This window comes from Companilactobacillus metriopterae (assembly GCF_002762335.1).
In the GTDB taxonomy this organism is placed as follows: Bacteria; Bacillota; Bacilli; order Lactobacillales; family Lactobacillaceae; genus Companilactobacillus; species Companilactobacillus metriopterae.
This window is the reverse complement of record NZ_CP024610.1, coordinates 726,150-746,832: the sequence shown is the minus strand read 5'-3', so window position 1 is coordinate 746,832 and position 20,683 is coordinate 726,150. Positions and strand designations below refer to the sequence as shown.

Annotated in this window: 19 protein-coding genes; 1 reads left to right on the top strand and 18 read right to left on the bottom strand. The window is 32.9% G+C overall.

Annotated elements, in window-relative coordinates:
• Position 1: 1 nt before the first annotated feature.
• Positions 2 to 1,813: a PTS mannitol transporter subunit IIBC gene (locus tag CS873_RS03635; RefSeq protein WP_099974516.1), complete on the bottom strand. Its 1,812-nt coding sequence runs from the start codon at positions 1,811 to 1,813 to the stop codon at positions 2 to 4.
• Between the two features lie 185 nt (positions 1,814 to 1,998).
• Here CS873_RS03635 and nagB point away from each other — a divergent pair, with 185 nt between their 5' ends.
• Positions 1,999 to 2,727: a glucosamine-6-phosphate deaminase gene (gene nagB, locus CS873_RS03630; protein WP_099974515.1), complete on the top strand. Its 729-nt coding sequence runs from the start codon at positions 1,999 to 2,001 to the stop codon at positions 2,725 to 2,727.
• Positions 2,728 to 2,769: 42 nt separating this feature from the next.
• Here nagB and CS873_RS03625 read toward each other — a convergent pair whose 3' ends face one another.
• The 17 genes from CS873_RS03625 to murB all read right to left on the bottom strand — a co-directional run bounded on the left by CS873_RS03625 (position 2,770) and on the right by murB (position 20,638).
• Positions 2,770 to 4,443 (bottom strand): oleate hydratase, encoded by a 1,674-nt coding sequence (locus CS873_RS03625; protein ID WP_099974514.1) that lies wholly within the window; start codon positions 4,441 to 4,443, stop codon positions 2,770 to 2,772.
• 147 nt (positions 4,444 to 4,590) lie between these two features.
• Positions 4,591 to 5,604 carry a class I SAM-dependent methyltransferase gene (locus tag CS873_RS03620; RefSeq protein ID WP_099974513.1) on the bottom strand — a complete coding sequence of 338 codons (1,014 nt, stop codon included), beginning with the start codon at positions 5,602 to 5,604 and terminating at the stop codon, positions 4,591 to 4,593.
• 243 nt (positions 5,605 to 5,847) lie between these two features.
• Entirely contained in the window at positions 5,848 to 6,339 is a 492-nt protein-coding gene (locus CS873_RS03615) for a ComGF family competence protein (RefSeq protein WP_099974512.1), read from the bottom strand.
• Complete coding sequence (locus tag CS873_RS03610) at positions 6,314 to 6,595, bottom strand: hypothetical protein (protein WP_099974511.1); 282 nt, start codon at positions 6,593 to 6,595, stop codon at positions 6,314 to 6,316. Before CS873_RS03610 ends, CS873_RS03615 begins: the two co-directional genes overlap by 26 nt.
• Positions 6,579 to 7,025, bottom strand: a complete 447-nt coding sequence (locus CS873_RS03605) for a type II secretion system protein (protein ID WP_099974510.1) — start codon at positions 7,023 to 7,025, stop codon at positions 6,579 to 6,581. Before CS873_RS03605 ends, CS873_RS03610 begins: the two co-directional genes overlap by 17 nt.
• Positions 7,003 to 7,308, bottom strand: coding sequence for a competence type IV pilus major pilin ComGC (gene comGC, locus CS873_RS03600; protein ID WP_099974509.1), 306 nt, complete (start codon positions 7,306 to 7,308; stop codon positions 7,003 to 7,005). The genes CS873_RS03605 and comGC overlap by 23 nt, the downstream gene beginning before the upstream one ends.
• Positions 7,308 to 8,309, bottom strand: a complete 1,002-nt coding sequence (locus CS873_RS03595; RefSeq protein ID WP_099974508.1) for a type II secretion system F family protein — start codon at positions 8,307 to 8,309, stop codon at positions 7,308 to 7,310. Before CS873_RS03595 ends, comGC begins: the two co-directional genes overlap by 1 nt.
• Positions 8,287 to 9,255 (bottom strand): competence type IV pilus ATPase ComGA, encoded by a 969-nt coding sequence (comGA, locus tag CS873_RS03590; protein WP_099974507.1) that lies wholly within the window; start codon positions 9,253 to 9,255, stop codon positions 8,287 to 8,289. Before comGA ends, CS873_RS03595 begins: the two co-directional genes overlap by 23 nt.
• A gap of 71 nt (positions 9,256 to 9,326) precedes the next feature.
• Positions 9,327 to 10,046: a YebC/PmpR family DNA-binding transcriptional regulator gene (locus tag CS873_RS03585; protein ID WP_099974506.1), complete on the bottom strand. Its 720-nt coding sequence runs from the start codon at positions 10,044 to 10,046 to the stop codon at positions 9,327 to 9,329.
• Between the two features lie 62 nt (positions 10,047 to 10,108).
• Positions 10,109 to 10,633, bottom strand: coding sequence for a VanZ family protein (locus CS873_RS03580; RefSeq protein ID WP_099974505.1), 525 nt, complete (start codon positions 10,631 to 10,633; stop codon positions 10,109 to 10,111).
• A gap of 3 nt (positions 10,634 to 10,636) precedes the next feature.
• Entirely contained in the window at positions 10,637 to 12,220 is a 1,584-nt protein-coding gene (locus tag CS873_RS03575) for an APC family permease (RefSeq protein ID WP_099974504.1), read from the bottom strand.
• Between the two features lie 79 nt (positions 12,221 to 12,299).
• Positions 12,300 to 14,108 (bottom strand): glutamine--fructose-6-phosphate transaminase (isomerizing), encoded by a 1,809-nt coding sequence (gene glmS / locus CS873_RS03570; RefSeq protein WP_099974503.1) that lies wholly within the window; start codon positions 14,106 to 14,108, stop codon positions 12,300 to 12,302.
• 181 nt (positions 14,109 to 14,289) lie between these two features.
• Positions 14,290 to 15,654 (bottom strand): phosphoglucosamine mutase, encoded by a 1,365-nt coding sequence (gene glmM / locus CS873_RS03565; RefSeq protein WP_099974502.1) that lies wholly within the window; start codon positions 15,652 to 15,654, stop codon positions 14,290 to 14,292.
• A 20-nt stretch (positions 15,655 to 15,674) separates the two neighbouring features.
• On the bottom strand, positions 15,675 to 16,691 hold the full coding sequence (locus CS873_RS03560; RefSeq protein WP_099974501.1) for a CdaR family protein: 1,017 nt from the start codon (positions 16,689 to 16,691) through the stop codon (positions 15,675 to 15,677).
• A gap of 2 nt (positions 16,692 to 16,693) precedes the next feature.
• Positions 16,694 to 17,530, bottom strand: coding sequence for a diadenylate cyclase CdaA (gene cdaA / locus CS873_RS03555; protein WP_099974500.1), 837 nt, complete (start codon positions 17,528 to 17,530; stop codon positions 16,694 to 16,696).
• Between the two features lie 69 nt (positions 17,531 to 17,599).
• Positions 17,600 to 19,717, bottom strand: coding sequence for a cation:proton antiporter (locus CS873_RS03550; protein ID WP_099974499.1), 2,118 nt, complete (start codon positions 19,715 to 19,717; stop codon positions 17,600 to 17,602).
• A 21-nt stretch (positions 19,718 to 19,738) separates the two neighbouring features.
• Positions 19,739 to 20,638: a UDP-N-acetylmuramate dehydrogenase gene (gene murB, locus CS873_RS03545; RefSeq protein ID WP_099974498.1), complete on the bottom strand. Its 900-nt coding sequence runs from the start codon at positions 20,636 to 20,638 to the stop codon at positions 19,739 to 19,741.
• Positions 20,639 to 20,683: the final 45 nt, after the last annotated feature.

The window sequence follows — 20,683 nt, the reverse complement described above, 5'->3', positions numbered from 1 at the left end:
ATTATTTCCATTCTGATATAAGTTTATCATACTCAGGATTATCAACTAGATTATCCACAACAAGCACTTGAACATTCTTAAATGATAATTTAATACGTTTTGATGTTTCTTTACTTGCAATAACCAATACAGATTGGTCATCATCAATTTCTCCAACCGAAACATGTTTAACCATAATGTCTGATAATCCAGACTTATTCATTTTCTCTTTAAATAATGATCTACCCATTGTTGCTGATCCTACATTTTGATCATGATGGATAAAATCAATTGTTCTAATTACATTTGTATCTATATTTTGTAGAGAAATATTTTCGTTGTTTATTTCTTCTGAAATATTTTCATCACTAAGAGAATCATTACCAGTAACTTCCTTTGCTTTTAAAGCAGCAACAATTTCATCATACTTAGGTGAACTTAAAAAGTTCTCTACTTGAACGTGTACTGCTGAAGGAGTCTTTTGAAGAGCTCTATCTGCAAGTTCATCCTGTGTAACAACCAATAAACCTGGTTCATCTTTTAAATTGTTTATAGCAGTATTTGTTACAGATAAATTCAGACCAGATTTCTTAACCTTATCCCTTAATAAAGATGCACCCATTGCACTTGATCCCATACCAGCATCACATGCAAATATAATATGATCTACTTCTGAGCTTGAAGTCATGATGTTCTTTGCATCGTCTTGACTAGAAGATAACTGACCTTTTGCTTCACTCTTCATGTTTGAGACTTTATTTTGTGCTGTTTCAATATCATCTTCATCACTGTTATCTCTTTTCAAGATGAAAGCAGACACTAAGAATGAGACGACTGTCGCTACAATTACACCCGACAATACTCCAACGTAGTTATTTATTCCCTTAGGTGTCATCAATAGAATTGAAATGATTGATCCAGGAGATGGTGATGCTTTCAATCCTACATCAAATAGACTAAACATGAATGTTCCTGATACACCACCAGCTATAACTGATAGGAATAGTGCTGGTTTCATAAGTACATATGGAAAATAAATTTCGTGAATTCCACCAAAGAAGTGAATAATTGCTGCCCCAGATGCACTACTCTTTGCTGTTCCTTTTCCAAAAAACATAAATGCAAGTAGAACACCCAGTCCAGGACCTGGATTTGGTTCAAGTAGGAATAGAATAGATTTTCCTGCAGATCCAGCCGCTTGTTGTATACCTAGTGGAGTCAAAATACCTTGATTAATTGCATTATTCAAGAATAGAATCTTAGCCGGTTCAATGAAAACATTTGCTAATGGTAGTAGATGTACTGAAATAATCCAGTCAACACCCTTTGCAAGTGCAGCAGATAGTCCGGCAACAACTGGACCTATTCCAAAGAATCCAATAATAGCAAGGATCATTCCTAAAATACCAGCAGAAAAATTATTTACTAGCATCTCAAATCCTTGTTTTGTTTTAGGTTGTACCCATTCGTCGAATTTTTTAATCGACCATCCACCAAGTGGACCCATAATCATGGCCCCAATAAACATTGGAATGTTTGATCCCACAATGACTCCCATAGTAGCAATTGCTCCTACTACACCACCACGGTGATCATCAATTACGCTACCTCCAGTAAAACCTATAAGTAAAGGTAATAAGTAGGTAACCATAGGTGTAATCATTTTAGCCAAATTGGCATTAGGTAACCAACCTGTATCCATAAATAAAGCAGTTATAAGACCCCACGCAATGAAAGCACCTATATTTGGCATTACCATACCAGATAGTTTGCTTCCAAATTTTTGCATGGAGTTTTTAATAGATGCTTTTTCTTTTTTAGAACTGTTATCCATTGTAACTCCCTCCAAAATTTAAATCGTTTACATTTATAGTTTAATAATTGAAGATTACTACATCAACACTAATTTTGGCACATTATTTTTTGTCATCTTTAAGCGCTTACATTTTCTTAAGTATTGACTAACGCCTTTCACACTTATATAATTGGACTATACCGATTGAGAAGGAGCATTTAATTATGAAAATAATAGTTGCAGATACCAAAAAAGAAGGAAGTAAAGTAGCTTTCGATCTTATTAAAGAATCTATGAACAAAGGCATCAAGACATTAGGTCTTGCTACAGGTAGCACCCCCGTTGATCTATACAAAGAGATGACAAATAGTGATCTTGATTTTTCTAATATGACATCAGTTAACCTTGATGAATATGTTGGATTAGCTCCTGAAGACACTCAAAGTTATCGTTACTTTATGCAAGATCATCTATTTAATCAAAAACCTTTTGCTAAAACATTTGTTCCTAATGGACTTGCTAAAGATGCTGATGAAGAAACAGCTCGTTATAATAAAGTGATTGAAGATAACCCTATTGATTTACAAATTTTGGGTATTGGTAGAAACGGTCATATTGGTTTTAACGAACCAGGTTCTTCTTTCGATGAACAGACTCATAAAGTTGCCCTTACTGAATCTACAATTGAAGCAAATTCAGTTTACTTTGAAAACAAGAACGATGTCCCAAGATATGCTTATTCTATGGGGATTGCATCTATTATGAAGAGTAAAGAAATTATCCTTATGGCTTTTGGAAAAAATAAAGCCGAAGCTATTAAGGGTATGGTGGAAGGACCTGTTACAGAAGATTTACCTGCTTCCGTTTTACAAACAAAAGATAATGTAACAGTAATTATTGATAAAGATGCAGCAAGTTTACTAAGTCCTTCTTCTTTAGAAGAAAATAAATAACCACAAAAAAAGCCAATAGATATTAATCTATTGGCTTTTTTATTATCTCAACATTGTCTTAGTAGCACATGCCATAACTTTAGGATCTTTTTCATAATGATGAACAGGTGTTAACTGTGCTTCTGAAATTCCTAAGAATTTGTATACAGCAATTTGTGCAGCTCTAAATGAATATTGTTCTGTAAATACCATATCAAATGGCATTTCACAGAATTGACTAACAAATGCTAAATTCTTGCTATGAGTAGGAACTACTGCTGGTCTATCACCCACTGCACGTTGATTAAATAAAGCACTTGCATATGGCATATGAACAGGTATTACATTGATAATACTATCCATAATCTCATCTTTGTGATTCATAATGTTGTCTTTACTTGGATCAACTTTTGAAAGGTGTCCCAAAAGTTCTTCTAGCATCTCTTGACCAGTCATTTCTATGATAGGTTTTTGAACAAAATCACCATTTCTACGTGGATACATGAAATAGCCCCAGAATACTGATTCATTAGGCTTTTGTGCTTTGAAATGTGGTTGATGATGTACAACAATTGATAGTAAAGCTGTACTATCGATAAATGTATTCAAGGCATTACCTGGCTCTTGCTGAGTAATTCTTGAAATTTCTTGTACAAGTTTATGATCATCAGTTGTAACAGTGAAACTTAACCATTCACTTTGAGTACGATCATTAAAGAATTTGTCAGGATTACCCAAAGAGTAGAACTTACTTGCTGCCTTTTTCCAAAGTTCAGCACTAGGAGCATATTCCATATTTTCTTTGACTGGAGTATTGATATCACCAATTGATGAGCTATCAGTAATTGATCCATTGGTATCAAATACCATATCATCTTCTTCAACTACCACCTCGGATATCTCATCGTTAGTTACATTTTGCATAATCAATTTTGTAACAATAATATCATCCATTAGTGGTGTATCTTTGAATTCTAAGTCAGTGACTTTCATATTATTTACAAAAGTTACACCGCGATCCTCAAGATACTTTCTCATAGGCAAAATAATACTTTCATATTGATTGTATGGTGTTCTTGTTACACCTTCCAAAGTGTTAATACGACTAAATTCTAGTATCATTCTATTCATATAACGTCTTAATTCCATTGCAGAACTAGCACGTTTGAATGCAAAAGTAGTTTGCCACATGTACCAAAAGTTTGTTTGGAAAAATGTTGGACTTGTCTGGAACCATTCAGCAATACTAATATTATTTAATTTTTCCTCATCTTTTTCAGGCATCAACATTAATTTAGATAATAAAACACGATCTTTATTACTAAATTGCATATGTTTGTAATCATCTTTTCCACCCTTATTACGAGGTCCTTTACTGTCAATTAAACGACCAACATCATGTGTAGGATGTGCGTGATCAAAATTCAAAATATCGTCAGTAACAGTTTGTCCTGGATTATCTAATGACGGAACAGATCTCAAAAGATCCCATAAGTTTTCGTATGTTTCTTCGTTCAACATACGTCCACCCTTTGCTAGGAATCCTTTATTATTAGAAAGTTTTGGATTACTGTACTCAGATTCATATGCAGCAACCGTATTACCATCATTGGCTCCATGTGTCTCCAAACCATACATAGTGATTTGTTCTCCTTTGAAGCCACCATCTCTAATCAAATATATACCAGCTGCCAAATTTCCTATACCAGTACCAATCATATATGCTTTACGTGTCATAACAAAATCCTCCGTTTCTACACCTTTAGTTAACCACCACTCTAACATCTTGTAAATGTTTTCACATATAAAATTATTAAAAAATCATAAAATATTGATTTTATTTTTGAATAGTAAACAAAAAAGGAACTCCATTCGGAGTTCCTTTTAAAATGTTTCTTCAGACCATTTTTTTATTTGTTTTCTAAACTCTTCAAATTCCTTGATATTATTTACATCTGGAATTGTTCCCATAAGAACATTTGGAGTTTGTTTAGAATGATCACCATGTTTTTGAAGAACAACAATAGATTTTTGTGCTTCTTTTGAAGTAAAAAGATTATTGGGTAGATCAAGCACTGCTTGCAAGTACACACTCTTGACCATCCAACTAGACAATATCTTTGCTTCTTCAGTTTGAAAAATTTGTGAAGGAACAATAAAAATTCCTACACCATCATCATTTAGATTATCCATAGTTTGTTCAATTAAGAGATGGTGCGCATATGAATGACCTGATTCTGATTTTGTTTCGAATTTAATGGCATTATCATCAACTGGATAATAACCAACAGGTAAATCTGCAATTGCTAACTGAATATCTTCTATTGGCCAATCAGCAATTGCGTCCTGTAAGTACGCTTCCAAGTTGATATTCAATACTTCACCGAATACTTTGGTAAGTGACAGAAGACTCTCGTCATTATCAATGGCCGCTGCATTTACATTAATATCCATTGCAAGTTTTAACTGATGAATAAATTCAATTAAAAGATTTCCTGTTCCTACAGTAGGATCAATGATATTAAGTTCTTTAACATCTAGTTTTTTAATAATCTCATAACCAATCACACTTGAAATTAATCCGATAGTATCTGGTGTCATTAACTTGTTAACTTCAGTCTTATCTGAGCGTTGTGATTTAATAATTGAAATTGTGATAGCTTGTTTCAATTGTGTCTGCGTCAGATTAATATCTGACATTTTTTTGTATATATCATTTAACTTTTGAACTGTTTCTTCATTTGGAGCACCATTTTCAACAAATACTTCTTTATTTGCTATATTATTTAAATTTTCTGATAAAGCATCAACATTAGAAGAAGACAGTGATTCCTTTAAAAGAGCTGTGGATTCATCTAATAAATCAAAATATTGTTGTAGTGCTTGATTTTCTGCCATTACTCTACCTCTTTTAATAAACTAGAAGTAAATTCTACAGATAAATGTTGTTGAATTCAAGTATTCTAATTATCGACAAAAACAATTTTTTCATTATCTAAATGAGTAATTATCTTTTGTTGATATAATTTATCTAACTTTTGATAGTTTCTCATTTGGTTAACGTAATAATCATTACAAAACAAGATGACCATAATACTTAAGAATAAAATAAATATGACATTTACCATCACTGTACCTGATCTATGCTGTAGGTGTAAATTCTGGAAAATTTTCATGATTATTTGTAATATACCATTCTGATTTTTTATGTTCTTTATCTATGATCTCTATCTTTAAAACATCGCCATTTAAACTAAATTGGCAATCTTCAATATCTGTAATTAATGGAACATGACCACCATGAGTGGTGGATCTATAACGGATCATTTTTTGATTACTTATATATTCTTCTATAACAAAAGAATTTTGAGAAAATCCACCATTTTCTCTTGGTCTAAATATAATTCTGTGTGAATTCTTTACTTTCAATTGTGACCCTTCTAATAAATTTTGTATTTTATCATAGGTCACTTGTCCTCTTATATACCCACTATTTGCACTTGTTTCAACATTCTTTATCACTGCAATAACTTGACTTAGTATCAGAAGAATTAATAGTGTCACAAATAAGGACATCATTGCTTCTGCTAATAAAAAACCTGACTTTTTAGTATCTAATTTTATATATTTCATTATTAACCCTTACCTGATATAGATCATCACTTTTAGAAAATATGTAAGTATAATTTTTTATAGTTAACTTATCAGGCACTTTGTCTGATTGAATATGATTATCTATAAAACGATAAGCGTTAATTTTTCGTTCGTATTTGTGTAACATCTCAAATTGAGCGGATACTGTATAAGAAAGAGTAATTGTAATCAAAACTGCAATCATTAAAGAAATTAATGATTCAGCAAAAATGAATCCACTAGATTTTTTCAACATTTTCTAAAATTTCTCCCCAATGTAATTGGACTTTGAAAGTGTAACGTTTACCACTAAGGGAAGAGATAAAAATTATCGTATAACCTTTAGAAGATCCATTTATTTTTATGATTTTAGAACCACCATTACCATATTTAATATACTCAGGAATTTTCACTACATTTAATTCTTTATTTTCGTCAATATCTTTAAAAACGATTTTTTGTTCATCGGTAAGAACAATCATTTCGCAGGTACTGTTTGATAAATAAGAATAATTTAATGTGTTTGTCCATGAAAATTTAAAGGATTGAAGAAATTGCTTTTCTTCAATCCTTAATTTATATTGATTAATTCCCGTTATGCTGATACTCAAAACAATACAAGTAATTGATAATGCAATAATTGCCTCAATCATTCCAAAAGCATTATTTTTTCTCAACATTACCATTTATGATAGTGTATCCCTCATCTGTGGCTTTTTTCATTTGTTTATTTGAAATTAGATGTGCATTCTCTAGGTCATCAAAACTTTTAGCATTTCCATCGTACAAATCTACTTGTGTTTGAAGAGTTGTTCTAAACGATTCATCAGTTTTATTTGATGCTGATTTTTTTTGCTCCCCTAAATTAGGCAAAATAATCAGAAGTAGCAAGGAAATAATAAACAATACGATAACCATTTCAATAAGAGTAAATGCCTTTTTAGTTTTCTTCAATAATTTTTTCTTCATTATGAAATTCCCCTCATCATTCCATAAACCGGTAGCAGAACCAATAAATATGTAGTAATTATCGATATAGCAATTACCAAAAATAGTACTGGCCGAACCAAGTTTAAAATGTTTTTTATTTTTTTGGTAGTTTCGCTATATTTTAAATCCGACATTAACAAGATATCTCTTGCCATTGATTGATTATCGCCACCCAAATTAATGATTGATTTCAATTCATCTGGAATCAACACAGAATTATCAATTAAAACATCTAGTTTTAACCCCCTGTTAAGCGATTTTTGAATGTATCTAGATAATTCTTGTTGGATAGATCCTTCTACGTATATCCTACTCATTTGACAAACTTGGTTTAAATTTGTTCCACCACTCATCTGCATACCTATACCTTGTAAAATCAAATAGTGATAGAAAGCCAAATGTACTTTCCCTACAATTGGTAACTTAATTAACGTTAAAGCTTTATTATATTCAGTTTTTTTCGCTAATTTTTTAATGAAATAAATTATAAATGATATTAAAAGTACCCCTACTGTAATTACAATCTTTTGCAAAATATCAAATATAAACTCATAATCATCAACCTCTAATTGCGGGATAATATAGAATTTTATTCTTATAATCATAATTACTAATGAAAATAATATGACAAGAGGATACATCAATAATTCTTTTAATTTATCTAATTGTTTTTTCTTAGAACTCAAAAGTAACCCACATTGATTAAATGTTTTTACTATTTCACTATTTTGCTCGGCTATAAAAAACTGATTTATCATCGTTAATGGTAATTCCAATCTTTGCATAGCAAATGCAACACTATTCCCTTGTTCTAAATCGGCTTCAATTAAATTAAATATTTTATCTTTAGTCATAATATGTAAACTTCTAACAGCAGCTAGTAATGAATACCCATTTTCCATTAACTTGCTCAATGTTAGTAAATATTCTGACTTCTTATTGGCTGATACCATTTTCTTACCCACTAATATACTCTTCATATATATCTTTTGTGATAACTCCTTTGTTCAGAGATTCCTTCAATTGAAGTTTCCAGTTGTTATCACTTTTGGAATTTTCTAAAAATTCTATTATTTTAGAATTACTTATTGAGTCTATAAATATTTCACTTTTGGATATGGTGGGTATTAATCTTTGATATGAAATTAAATTTACCCCATTTACAATTTCATCAGGATCAATACCTAGCTGAACCATTCTCTTTATAACTGAAAATTTAGACTTCGAATGTATAGTTGTTAATACTGTATATCCACACATTGCCGCTTGAAGAGCTACTTTAGCGGTTTCTTTATCCCGGATTTCCCCAATTATTAATACTTCTGCTCTATGTCGCAGACTGGCTTTTATTAGCTTTTCATAAGTCATCTGAGCTTGTTCGTTTACTTGTAACTGTATAAATTCTGGTTCCTCAATTTCAATTGGATCCTCAATACACATTACTATTTTTTGATCAGATAATTCTCTGGCTATTCTATACATCAAAGTTGTATTACCAGATCCCATCGGTCCTGAAAATACCATCATCCCAGGTTTCTTGGCTGATAACAATAAATTCTTCACTATCTGGTCACTAGATGTATCTATTACGGCTGAATTGTAGATAAGTCTAATTACTAGTGATTCTCTATTCTTGTAATCACCAATACTAGATATTCGAATACTAACGTTGGCTGTGTCAGATTCAAATACAAATGAACCTTTTTGTGGACGTCTCTTTTCGGCGATGTCTAGTCCTCCACGGAACTTTAATACATTCATCAAACTTTGAGCCATATCGCTATTCAGCTGCGATATTACCTGCCGACTACTTTGATTTCTTGCCTGAATAATATAAAAATCAGACTTAGGTATAAAATAAATATCTGTCACTACATCCTGCATCGCTTTATGTAGTAAATCATTGACTATTTCGTCAGCTGACATATTTTCTCCTTTCATGAATTTAAATTACGTAATAAAAAAAGACAACACTTTATGTGTTGTCTTTTTTTATATTATTCTGCAGCTGTATATACTTCTGATACATCATCGTCATCTTCAAGTTGATCGATCATGCGTTCAAATTGTTCTTGTTTATCTTCTGGAACTTCTGTTGTATTTTGAGGAATCATAGTTAGTTCAGCGTTAGAGACATCATAACCTTTTTCAATTAATCCATCACGAACCGCTGTAAATTCTTTAGGTCCCGTATAAATTTCAAATACTTCATCTGAAGTTTGCAAATCATCTGCACCTAAATCCATAATATCCATTAATACATCGTCTTCTTCTTGAGTATTCTTTTCTCTCTCAAGAACGATATATCCACGGCGATCAAACATGTAAGCAACTGATCCAGCAGAACCCATGTTACCACCATTTCTAGTGAAAGCAACACGAACTGATGATGCAGTTCTGTTCTTGTTATCAGTTAGTGCTTCAACTAGAACAGCAACTCCACCTGGTCCATATCCTTCATATACTACTTCATCATAATGTTCATCACTACCACCAGCGGCCTTATCAATAGCACGCTTGATGTTGTCTTTTGGCATGTTCGCTGAACGGGCCTTATCTAGCATTAAACGAAGAGCAGGGTTACTAGCAGGATCCGGACCACCCGCCTTTGCTGCCATAAAAATTTCACGTGAGATTTTTTGGAAAATCTTACCACGCTTAGCATCTTGAGCATTTTTTCGGCCTTGTATGTTATGCCATTTTGAATGTCCTGACATTTCTGCTTCCTTCTTTCGTTAATTTTTTTGAAACCAGACTAAATAATATCAAAAGAAACCGTTTAATTCAATATTTTACGAGTATTTCTTCTCTGAATAATCCATATTATTGTCAATAAAATTGCAATTCCAAATAGTGCACCCATACTATCCAAGATTACATCCTCAACCATAGGACTGCGACCACCTGTCAAACCTTGATGAAATTCATCAAATGCAGCTAAACCAGTAGTAGTCATCCAACCCACAAAAGCTAGTAACCAATGATTATTTTCAAAGTATTTATATAAAAACAATACCAAAAATATTCCTAATACCAAATAAATTCCAAAGTGAGCCCCCTTGCGAATAAAAAATTCCACAAAATGGTAATATCCATCATTTTCAATAGATTGCACTTTGCCACCATAATTAAATTTAATACTATTTAAAAAGTGATAGAGTGGTTTATTTTCTATATTCTTTTCTAAAAATGGCACCGATGTTTGTTGTTTATATGTCATTGATGAACTATAAAATAAAATTCCTTCTATCAAAACAACAATCCAAGCAAACCATTTTTGCTTATCAATTATTTTTTTGTCCATAAATTACCAATCTACTTTTTCATTTAATTTTCTAGCATCTTCAAAATATCCTGATTTATATGAAGAGTTGATACCCCAATAATAAAACACTGTAGAGCCAATTATAATTACTAGGAAATCCCAAGGATAATGTATCAAATCAATTCCACCAAAATGGACACTTCCTAACCATGAAACAATTGATAAAAATAACAACTCAAATATAAACCACAAACTTGAATATAACTTTAGTTTAAATTCTCTAAACCCTCTTTTATAATCGTAAAAAATATATATTGGTAATCCAATAATGATTAATATAATTACCTCAACGGCGGTTGGAAACATTGACCAATAAATTGCTAAACTAATGGCATCAAAAGTTATTGGCGCCAATATTTTCATACCTCTAATCTTAGATGGTCGTTTAAAATCTGGAGCAATTTTTCTGAGAGAACCTACAACTACTGGACCAGTTAACAACGATATCAACGTTGCAGCCGCCACGACTCTTGCGAGTAGTGCCCAATTTTTAAATAGTAAAATCAACAAAAAGCTAACGATGAAGTTAACTAATAACGCAATTCTTGGAGAATTATATTTATTATTTGTTGATCCTATAAACAAAGGAAAATGCTTATTTTTAGTCATTGAAGAAAGTGATTTACTTGCTGATGCAGAGAATGCAATACCACTTCCCACAGGTGATACAAATGCAGCAAAGTAAATTAAGGTAGACAGCCAGTATACGTTGAGCATAATCGCTAGATCAGCATATGGTGAATTAAAATTAAGATTAGACCAACCGTTAGCTACCACACTATATGGAAGTGCTCCTATAAATACAAATTGTAATGCAATATAGATTACTGCACTAATAAATAGCGAAATTATTATTCCCCTACGAATATTAACTGCAGGATTAATAATGTCATTTCCGATACTTACTAAGGTTTGAAATGCAACGTATGAATAAATTATTCCAGCACTACCTATTGCAATAAAAATTGATGAACTGCCATTTGGCATAAATTGATGAACACTACTTCCAAAATTACCCATATCAAAATGAGCATTCACTAGAAATATCATCGTTAAAATAGGAACAGCTAATTTAAAAATAGATATTAAATTATTAAATCTTGACATTATAGATACAGACCAATAGTTCAATATAGTGAAGAAAAACAACAATATGAAGGACATTAATAATCCATAAACCGATAGGTTGTCTCCATTCATAAGATTGGCTGTCCACTTTGCCCATCCCCATGGCCACGTACTCATATACTGAGTGCTTGCAACGGCTTCAATAGGTAATATTGCCAATAAGGCAAACCAATTGGACCAAGACGCCATATGGCCCAATAAAGAACCATGAGTATACATGGTGAAGCGACTCATCGCACCATCTTCTGGAAACATTGTACCAACTTCAACGAAGACACTTGCCATCATAGCAACAAGAATTGCAGCAAGTATCCATGAAATTATGGCAGCTGGCCCAGCAATTTTTGCTGCCTGACTAGCCCCAAACATCCATCCAGATCCAATAATGGCACTTAATCCAAACATGGTAGTAGAAAATAAATTCAATTTTTTCTTCATTGATTAAACAACCCCTAAAATAGTTATTCTATTAATAATAAAAAAAATACTCTGAAATTAACAGAGTATTTTTAATTAATTATTCAACTGTAACACTCTTTGCCAAGTTTCTTGGTTGATCAACATTGTTACCACGTTGCAAACTTGCATAGTAAGCAATTAATTGAGCAGGAACAACACTGATTAGTGGTGAAATCATTTGATCAATTTCGGGTAGAACAATTTGGTCGCCCTCTTGAGCAAAATCAGATGAAACAATTCTTAGAACCTTAGCTCCACGAGCTTCAACTTCTTTGATATTACCTCTTGTGTGATCTTGACCAATCTTATCACTAATAAAGGCAAATACCGGAGTATCTTTTTCAATCAATGAGATAGTACCATGTTTCAATTCACCTGCAGCAAATCCTTCAGAATGAATATATGAAATTTCTTTTAGCTTCAATGCTGCTTCTAGTGATAGTGCATAGTCAACGCCACGTCCAATGTAGAAAGCATCTCTTTTATCTGTAAGATAATCTCTTGCAATACCTTCAAATAGACTCTTTTCATCAATAATAGTTTGAATACCATTAGCAGCCATAGCTAATTGTGCTTTCAAATCTAGATCGATTGCTGCCTGAATTCCTTTGGCTTCACCAAGTGCTTTAGCAAGAACTGCTTCAACAGCGATGTTGGCTGTATATGCTTTTGTAGAAGCAACAGCAATTTCTGGACCTGCAAGAAGTTCCATTGTGTAGTTAGCTTCACGTGAAAGTGTTGAATTAGGAACATTTGTCATTGTTAGACTTGGTAATTCCAATTCATTTACTTTAACAAGTACTTGTCTACTATCTGCTGTTTCGCCACTTTGTGATAGGAATAAGAAGAATGGCTTTTTAGAAAGTTTTGGCATATGATATCCAAATTCACTAGCAACTTCTACATCTACAGGAATGTCACATAATTTTTCAAAAATTTCTTTTCCAGCTAATCCGGCATGATAACTTGTACCAGCAGCGATAATGTATAGACGATCTGCCTCTTTTAACTCGTTAATTAGAGCAGGATCCACGTTAACTTTATTTCCGTCTAGATAATGTGATGAAATTTTTCTCATAACAACGGGTTGTTCATCAATTTCTTTTAACATGAATGTGTCATATGTACCCTTAGAAATATCATTAGCGTCAATATCAACTGTGTAATATTCTCTTTCAACAGGTGTTCCATCTAATTTACTAATAGATACTTTGTCTTTTTCAAGAATAACAACTTCACCATCATGAATTTCAACAAATTTATTTGTACGGTCTAACATGGCCATTGCATCAGAACAGATAACGTTAAAGCCATCTCCAAGTCCTATAAGTAGTGGACTCTTACTCTTTGCAACAAAAATCTTATCTGGCTCTTGTGTATCTACTAGACCAAATGCGTATGATCCTTCAATGATGCCTAGAGCTTTTCTAAATGCATCTTCAGCACTAAGACCTTCATTTGCAAATTTTGAAATTAATTGAACAGCAACTTCAGTATCTGTTTCACTTCTAAATTGAACATTTGATAGATATTCAGATTTAATTTCATTAAAGTTAGTTAAAACTCCATTATGAACAAGATAGAAACGATCATCTGAAGAGAAATGTGGATGTGCATTATCCACAGTAGGTTCACCATGAGTTGCCCAACGTGTATGTCCAATTCCTGTTATTCCTTGTACATCCGGACCAACTGCATTACGAAGTTGACTGATTTTACCAACTTCCTTAACTAGAAAATCTTTGCCATTTTGGTCATTAACGTAGATACCAGCTGAATCGTAGCCACGATATTCAAGTTTTTCCAGGCCATTAAGTAAAATATCTGTTGTTTCTGTGTTTCCAATAACTCCGACAATTCCACACATAATTATTAGCATCCTTTAATTGGTATAGTTAGTTTTATTTAAATTGGTATAGTCAATTTTTAAGTGTTGTTTTTCTTTCAACGCTGATAGAATACTAGATTTATATATAGTTTGTCAAACATTTCTTTAATTTTGTTAAAATGGTATAGCTCAAATCAATAAAAAAAGACCTTTCGGTCTTTTAATTCATTTCTGATTCAACAACTTTTACAATTTTATCTGTATATGCGTTAACTTTTTCTTCTGTTGGAGCCTCGCACATAACGCGTAGCAATGATTCTGTTCCACTAGGACGAACCAATACACGTCCGTCTCCAGCCATTTCTGATTCCACATCTTGAATAACATCCATAACTGCTGGATGTTCTTTCCAAGATTCTTTATCAGCAACAGGAACATTAACCAATTTTTGTGGATAAATAGTTACTTGACCTGCTAATTCAGACAAAGTCTTTCCTGTTCGTTTCATGATATAAAGCAGATGGATAGCTGTTAACATTCCATCACCAGTATTTAGATAATCATAAAGGACAATATGACCTGATTGTTCTCCACCAAGATTGTAATCATTTTTACGTATTTCTTCTACGACATGACGATCACCTACAGCAGTTTGAACATCTTGCATACCATGTTCTTCAATTGCTTTATATAGGCCTAGATTACTCATTACAGTAGTTACAATTGTATCCTTCTTTAGACGACCTTCATCATGTAAAAATTGTCCTAAGATAAACATAATTCTATCTCCATCGACAATTTCACCATTTTCATCAACAGCGATACATCTATCGCCATCACCATCAAAAGCGATACCTGCCATGGCGTCGTTAGAATCTTTGACTCTTTGTGCTAGTCCTTCAGGATGTGTTGATCCTACTTGACGATTAATATTAATTCCGTCAGGATGTGAAGCCATGATTTCAAAATCAGCATTCAAATCAGCGAATAAACTACTTGCTAGTTTGCTTGTTGATCCATTAGCGGTATCAATAATGACATTCATTCCTTCAAGGTCATCTGAAAGTGTTTGCTTTAAAAATTGTAAATACTTTTGAGATCCTTCTGGATAATCTGAGCTTATTCCTAAACCTTCTGCAGATGGTCTTGGTAATAGATCCTCTGGAGCATCAAGAAGAACTTCGATTTCGTCTTCTACTTCATCAGGCAGTTTGTATCCATCTGAACCAAAGAACTTAATACCATTGTCAGCAGCAGGATTATGTGATGCAGAAATCATAATTCCAGCTTGTGCTGAAACGGCTTTAACTAAATAAGCTACAGCAGGTGTAGTTACAACATTTAAATCAAGCACCTCTATTCCTACTGAAAGTAGTCCAGAAATCAAACTTGACTGTAACATTTGACCTGAAATTCTTGTATCTCGTGCGACTAGTACGCGTGGATTTTGATCTTTTTCATTTGATTCTTCAAAATGTTTTGTTAGGACAAAACCACCTGCTCTACCAAGTTGAAATGCCAACTCTGGTGTCAGTTCTTTATTTGCAATACCCCTAACACCGTCAGTTCCGAAATATTTAGTCATTATTTATGTACCCCCAAAAATTAGTCATCTTCATTATTTGAATCTGTTGTCGAATTTGTATTGTTACTATCAGTGGTTGTTGAATTGCTAGTGTATTTTATATCAACAGATATTTGTTCTGGGTCTGAATCAACTATTTTACCACCTAGAGTATTAATAATATTAACAGTTTTTCTCATATCACCAGAAACATCTGATACATCAACCGGAATATCTATAGAACTAGATATTGCTGCTATTTGTTTGGAAGAACCGTAGACCGTAACTTTCTTAGTTTTTGAACTAAGAGTTACATTACCTGCGTTATCTCCCGTTGCTTTTAAATTAACAGTAACTTCTTTACTTGGAAGAGATATAGGAATAGTTACTTTAGCAGTTTGAGGTTCTAGAACAACATTTAGTGTATGTCCTTCTTTATCCAAGGCCTGCAACAATACTTCTTGGTCAAATGTATTTTTAATACCACCAGGTAATAGAGGTTTAGCAACTATTCTATCAATTTTTTTAATTTCCGATTTTGCTCCAGTAACTTTGGCTGTATCTGGAGAAACCTTGATTTTACCTACCTCATAACCATCAGCCAAGGCATCTTTGTTATATTCTACTTCAACAGGTAACTCAGCCACAGAACTTGTCTGAATATTGACTGTTACATAACTTGGTTTAAATGAACATGTTAATTCACGATTTAAACCTTTTTCCTGAATTTTAACTTTGTGTCTACCATTTGATAAACCTGTTAAATTAATGTAGACCCGATAATTTTGTGTATTCTTTGTACTTGTCACTAAGGCAGAAGAGCCTTCTATATTAACTGAAACTTTACCTGGATAACCAGTTATATATTTTCCCTTATCAGCTTGAACTTGCAAAGGCATCTTCATAGTAGCCGAAGTATTTACATTAGAAGTGTTAGCCTGATTGGAATCTCTTGTAGATCCCATTCCCGGTGTACTAACATTTAAAAATAAATAAATTGCACAGAATAGTGATACTACTAAATAAAAGTACTTACTATTAAGAATATTTCTCATCATAATTATGCGCCCCTATTCTTTCTACGGAATAGTGAACCAAATATGGAATTGCTTCTTTCATCAGAAGGTACCAATTGAGCTCGTAAGTAATTTAGATACTCATCACGTGACAAGTCCAACATCATGTGACCATTTCTAGTAATCATGACCCCACCAGTCTCTTCAGAAACAACAATGGTTATAGCATCAGTAACTTCACTAATACCAACAGCCGCACGGTGTCTAGTTCCTAATTCTTTAGGAATAGTATTACTTTCCGAAAGTGGCAAGTAAGCCGCAGCAGCAGATATTCGATTATTTTGAATAATAACCGCACCATCATGCAATGGCGTATTAGGAATAAATATATTAATTAGTAGCGCTCCGGTAATTTCCGAATCTAGTGAAATACCTGTCTCTACGTACTCTTCAAGACCTGTACTCATCTCTAGGGAAATCAAAGCACCAATACGTCTCTTACTCATGTACTGGATAGCTTGATCCAAACTTTCGATTAAAAGATTTTGGCTTTTACCTTCTTCGTTGCTATTAGTACTGAAGAATGGTAGACGTCCCAAATGTTCCAACCCTCTTCTAATTTCAGGTTGGAAAATAATTACAATAATAACAATTCCCCAGTTTAAAAGCTGATCCATGATATAGGAAACTGTGTGTAAATTTAGCGCCCAACTTACCAAACGAATAACAAATATTATTATTATTCCCTTAAGTAATTGAACCGCCTTGGTACCTCTCATAATATTCAAAACTTTGTACAAAAAATACCATACGACCAAAATATCAACAAGATTTGCTAAATTCTGCCATGTAAAGATATTATTTGGTATTAAATTACTCATTATCTTACCTCTTTATTTATAACTAATATTATAACAAAAATTAGTCTTAGTTATACGGTATTAACTAGCCTAATGATCGAGATTTATCAATTCTTCACTATAATTAATGTTTTGTCTTAAATCATTAGCAATTGAGCGATTAATTTTACCAGCTTCTAACAAATCTTGCAGAAATGCACGTTGATAACTTAATGCTTTTAAATCGATTGCCGATTTTTCTTGAATAAAGTCATCGGAAGGACGTTCAATCCTACCTTCAAATGAATCAATTCTATTTTCGTAATGCTTTTTAAAGTTTTCAACTAAATGCTCAGAACCTTCAAACTGATTAGTCTCTTCTATTTCGTTTAACTTAACAATAGCATTCTGTGATCCAGCAATTGCTATCAGTTTGAAATCTTCTCTATTAGCTGTCATAACAGCTTTTTTCTTAATAATTGACCATCTGATTAATTTTGCAAAACCTTTTACCGTGTTTTTTACGTAAGAGTTAATAAAATCTAGTGACTTATTTCTATGTCCTCTTACCAATTCTCTTTTGTATCTACCAATTCGTCTGACTGATAAATTATAAGATTCTTCACTAATTTTTCCTTCTTCAAGGAGCTGTTGAGCTGCTTCTAGTTCAGAATTAAAACAGGTTTTCCATAAATTTATACCTTTTTTAGTATGAACTTGTTTCTTACTAATAGGTCCATCAATAATTTTTTCAGAACTGACTGAGTATTGAAGATGTTGCAAATTGTGTAAATATTCAGCTATAACGGCAGAATAAACAACATTTGAATCATCCCCACTTTCAGCTCTCAGTTGTTCAATTGTCTTCTCGTAAACAAATTTCTGTGCTTCAAAACTATCCATCAAACTGCTGTCATCATCAGAATTTTCTAACTCTTGGATATCTTGATCTTCAAAATTACCACGATATGTAATATGAATATTTCTGTTTGTTAGTAATGGTATTAATATTGTGGCTCCTAATAAACTAAAGATTATTACCCCACTAGCTAAGAATAACAAGAGTGTTCTAGCTGGAAATTCTGAACCATTATTGGTAACAAAAGGTAGTGATAGTATACCTACCATAGTTACAGATCCTCTAACTCCAGAAATTCCTGACAACAAACTATAAAAGAATCGTTCTGAAACAGAGTAATCTTTGTTTCTTTTGCGGCCAAAAGTCAATGTATAAACGAAACTCCATATAAATCTAATGACTACTAAAATAATCCAAATGACAAATGCTAAGAAAATAGCTCTAAAAGTATTCATTTGATCATTTGCTACTAATTCACGCATAGCAAATGGTACTTCAACACCTAATAAGACAAAAACAAAACCGTTCAATAAGTAAACTAACATATCCCACGATCTTGCACTCATTAACCTAATCTCTGGACTAAAGGGACTTCTAGGTGATCTTGTATTTATATTTAAGATTCCTGCGACAACAACTGCCACAACTCCCGATACACCAAATACTTCATCCGCAACATAATAAATCACAAATGGTATCAGTAAAACTAGAATTACATGCAAAATTGTATCGTCAATACCCTGATTAACCATCCATAATCTTAAACCATTAAACAGCCAAATCATTACTGCACCTACGAGAGCACCACCAAATGAAATTGCTAAGAAATCAAGTGAAGCATCTCTTAGAGAAAAAGCTCCTGTAACTGTGGCTGCTACACCATATTTAAAAGCAATCAATCCTGATGCATCATTGATTAAACTCTCTCCACTAATCAAATGCATCAATGAATCCGGTAGCTTAGTTTTCTGAGCGATTGACTGTACGGCAACAGGATCAGTTGGTGACAATACGGCAACTAAAGTGAAAGCTGCCGCTAAAGGTAGACCTGGAATCAATATTTTAACTAAAATTCCACCAACTATTGTTGATAGAAAAACTAATAAAATTGCATTTCCTAAAATGGGACCTCTTAAATTCCACAATTCTTTTTTAGGAAATCTATTCCCATCGTTAAACAAAATGGGAGCAATAAATGCTAACATAAACCATTCTGTATTAACTTGAATTTTAACCTTCATGAACAAAGCAGCTAAAATTCCTGCACCAATTTGAATTAAACTTGGTGGTATCGAAATAAAATAGTTACTAATGATATTAGCAATAAGCAATAAAGCAACAATCAATATAACAGACTCAAGTATGTGCATAAAAATACCTCATCTATTCTTTTATTTTTTATCTTCACCAATAATTCGGACTTCTGTTTGAAGTTCAATATCAAATTTTTGTTTAATTTCCATTTGAATTAAATGAATCAAATCCATGTAGTCAGTAGCTGTAGCTCCATCTATATTCACAATAAAGCCAGCATGTTTCATCGAAACCTGTGCCCCACCAATTATTTTACCTTGAAGACCAGCTTCTATTATCAATGGACCTGTGAAATGACCTTCTGGGCGTTTGAATACACTTCCACAAGAAGGATATTCTAGTGGTTGTTTAGATCTTCTTAAGGCATTAAGGTGATCCATTTCTTTTTGGATTTCTTCCTTGTCACCCTTTGCCAGTTGAAATTTGGCACTTATAACGATACCGCCATTTTCTTGTATCGTACTGTGACGATATGCAAACTTCATATCATCATGATTGAAATTCAATATCTGACCATCAGGCATCAAAACTTCAGCACTCAAAAATGCGTCTGTTAGTTCTCCACCATAGGCACCAGCATTCATGAAAACAGCGCCACCGACACTACCAGGTATTCCAGCAGCAAACTCAAGGCCAGTTAGCCCATACTGTTGTGCAACGATTGTAGTATCAATAATTGTTGCACCTGCTTCTGCAAAGACAACATTACCATCAACTGAGATTTGTTTGAAATTAGGTAAAATTATAACAATTCCTCTAATACCACCATCTTTAATAATCAGGTTACTGGCATTTCCAACAATAGTAATTTTGATATCATAATCTCTGGCAGTATTTATAATAGATACTAGTTCATCACGTGATTTAGGAAAAGCTAGAACATCAGCATTCCCACCCGTTTTCGTAAAAGTATACTTACTCATAGGTTCATTTATTTTAAATTCGATATTAGGTAACTTTTCAATTGGAAACTTCAATTTTAAAACCGTCCTTATTATTAAACGTGTCCTTGTAATTTTATC

What these genes read in the sequence shown, in the direction of transcription:
- CS873_RS03635 (WP_099974516.1), bottom strand. Translation starts at nt 1,813, where the DNA reads ATGGATAACAGTTCTAAAAAAGAAAAAGCATCTATTAAAAACTCCATG.
- nagB (WP_099974515.1), top strand. Translation starts at nt 1,999, where the DNA reads ATGAAAATAATAGTTGCAGATACCAAAAAAGAAGGAAGTAAAGTAGCT.
- CS873_RS03625 (WP_099974514.1), bottom strand. Translation starts at nt 4,443, where the DNA reads ATGACACGTAAAGCATATATGATTGGTACTGGTATAGGAAATTTGGCA.
- CS873_RS03620 (WP_099974513.1), bottom strand. Translation starts at nt 5,604, where the DNA reads ATGGCAGAAAATCAAGCACTACAACAATATTTTGATTTATTAGATGAA.
- CS873_RS03615 (WP_099974512.1), bottom strand. Translation starts at nt 6,339, where the DNA reads ATGAAATATATAAAATTAGATACTAAAAAGTCAGGTTTTTTATTAGCA.
- CS873_RS03610 (WP_099974511.1), bottom strand. Translation starts at nt 6,595, where the DNA reads ATGTTGAAAAAATCTAGTGGATTCATTTTTGCTGAATCATTAATTTCT.
- CS873_RS03605 (WP_099974510.1), bottom strand. Translation starts at nt 7,025, where the DNA reads ATGGTAATGTTGAGAAAAAATAATGCTTTTGGAATGATTGAGGCAATT.
- comGC (WP_099974509.1), bottom strand. Translation starts at nt 7,308, where the DNA reads ATGAAGAAAAAATTATTGAAGAAAACTAAAAAGGCATTTACTCTTATT.
- CS873_RS03595 (WP_099974508.1), bottom strand. Translation starts at nt 8,309, where the DNA reads ATGAAGAGTATATTAGTGGGTAAGAAAATGGTATCAGCCAATAAGAAG.
- comGA (WP_099974507.1), bottom strand. Translation starts at nt 9,255, where the DNA reads ATGTCAGCTGACGAAATAGTCAATGATTTACTACATAAAGCGATGCAG.
- CS873_RS03585 (WP_099974506.1), bottom strand. Translation starts at nt 10,046, where the DNA reads ATGTCAGGACATTCAAAATGGCATAACATACAAGGCCGAAAAAATGCT.
- CS873_RS03580 (WP_099974505.1), bottom strand. Translation starts at nt 10,633, where the DNA reads ATGGACAAAAAAATAATTGATAAGCAAAAATGGTTTGCTTGGATTGTT.
- CS873_RS03575 (WP_099974504.1), bottom strand. Translation starts at nt 12,220, where the DNA reads ATGAAGAAAAAATTGAATTTATTTTCTACTACCATGTTTGGATTAAGT.
- glmS (WP_099974503.1), bottom strand. Translation starts at nt 14,108, where the DNA reads ATGTGTGGAATTGTCGGAGTTATTGGAAACACAGAAACAACAGATATT.
- glmM (WP_099974502.1), bottom strand. Translation starts at nt 15,654, where the DNA reads ATGACTAAATATTTCGGAACTGACGGTGTTAGGGGTATTGCAAATAAA.
- CS873_RS03560 (WP_099974501.1), bottom strand. Translation starts at nt 16,691, where the DNA reads ATGATGAGAAATATTCTTAATAGTAAGTACTTTTATTTAGTAGTATCA.
- cdaA (WP_099974500.1), bottom strand. Translation starts at nt 17,530, where the DNA reads ATGAGTAATTTAATACCAAATAATATCTTTACATGGCAGAATTTAGCA.
- CS873_RS03550 (WP_099974499.1), bottom strand. Translation starts at nt 19,717, where the DNA reads ATGCACATACTTGAGTCTGTTATATTGATTGTTGCTTTATTGCTTATT.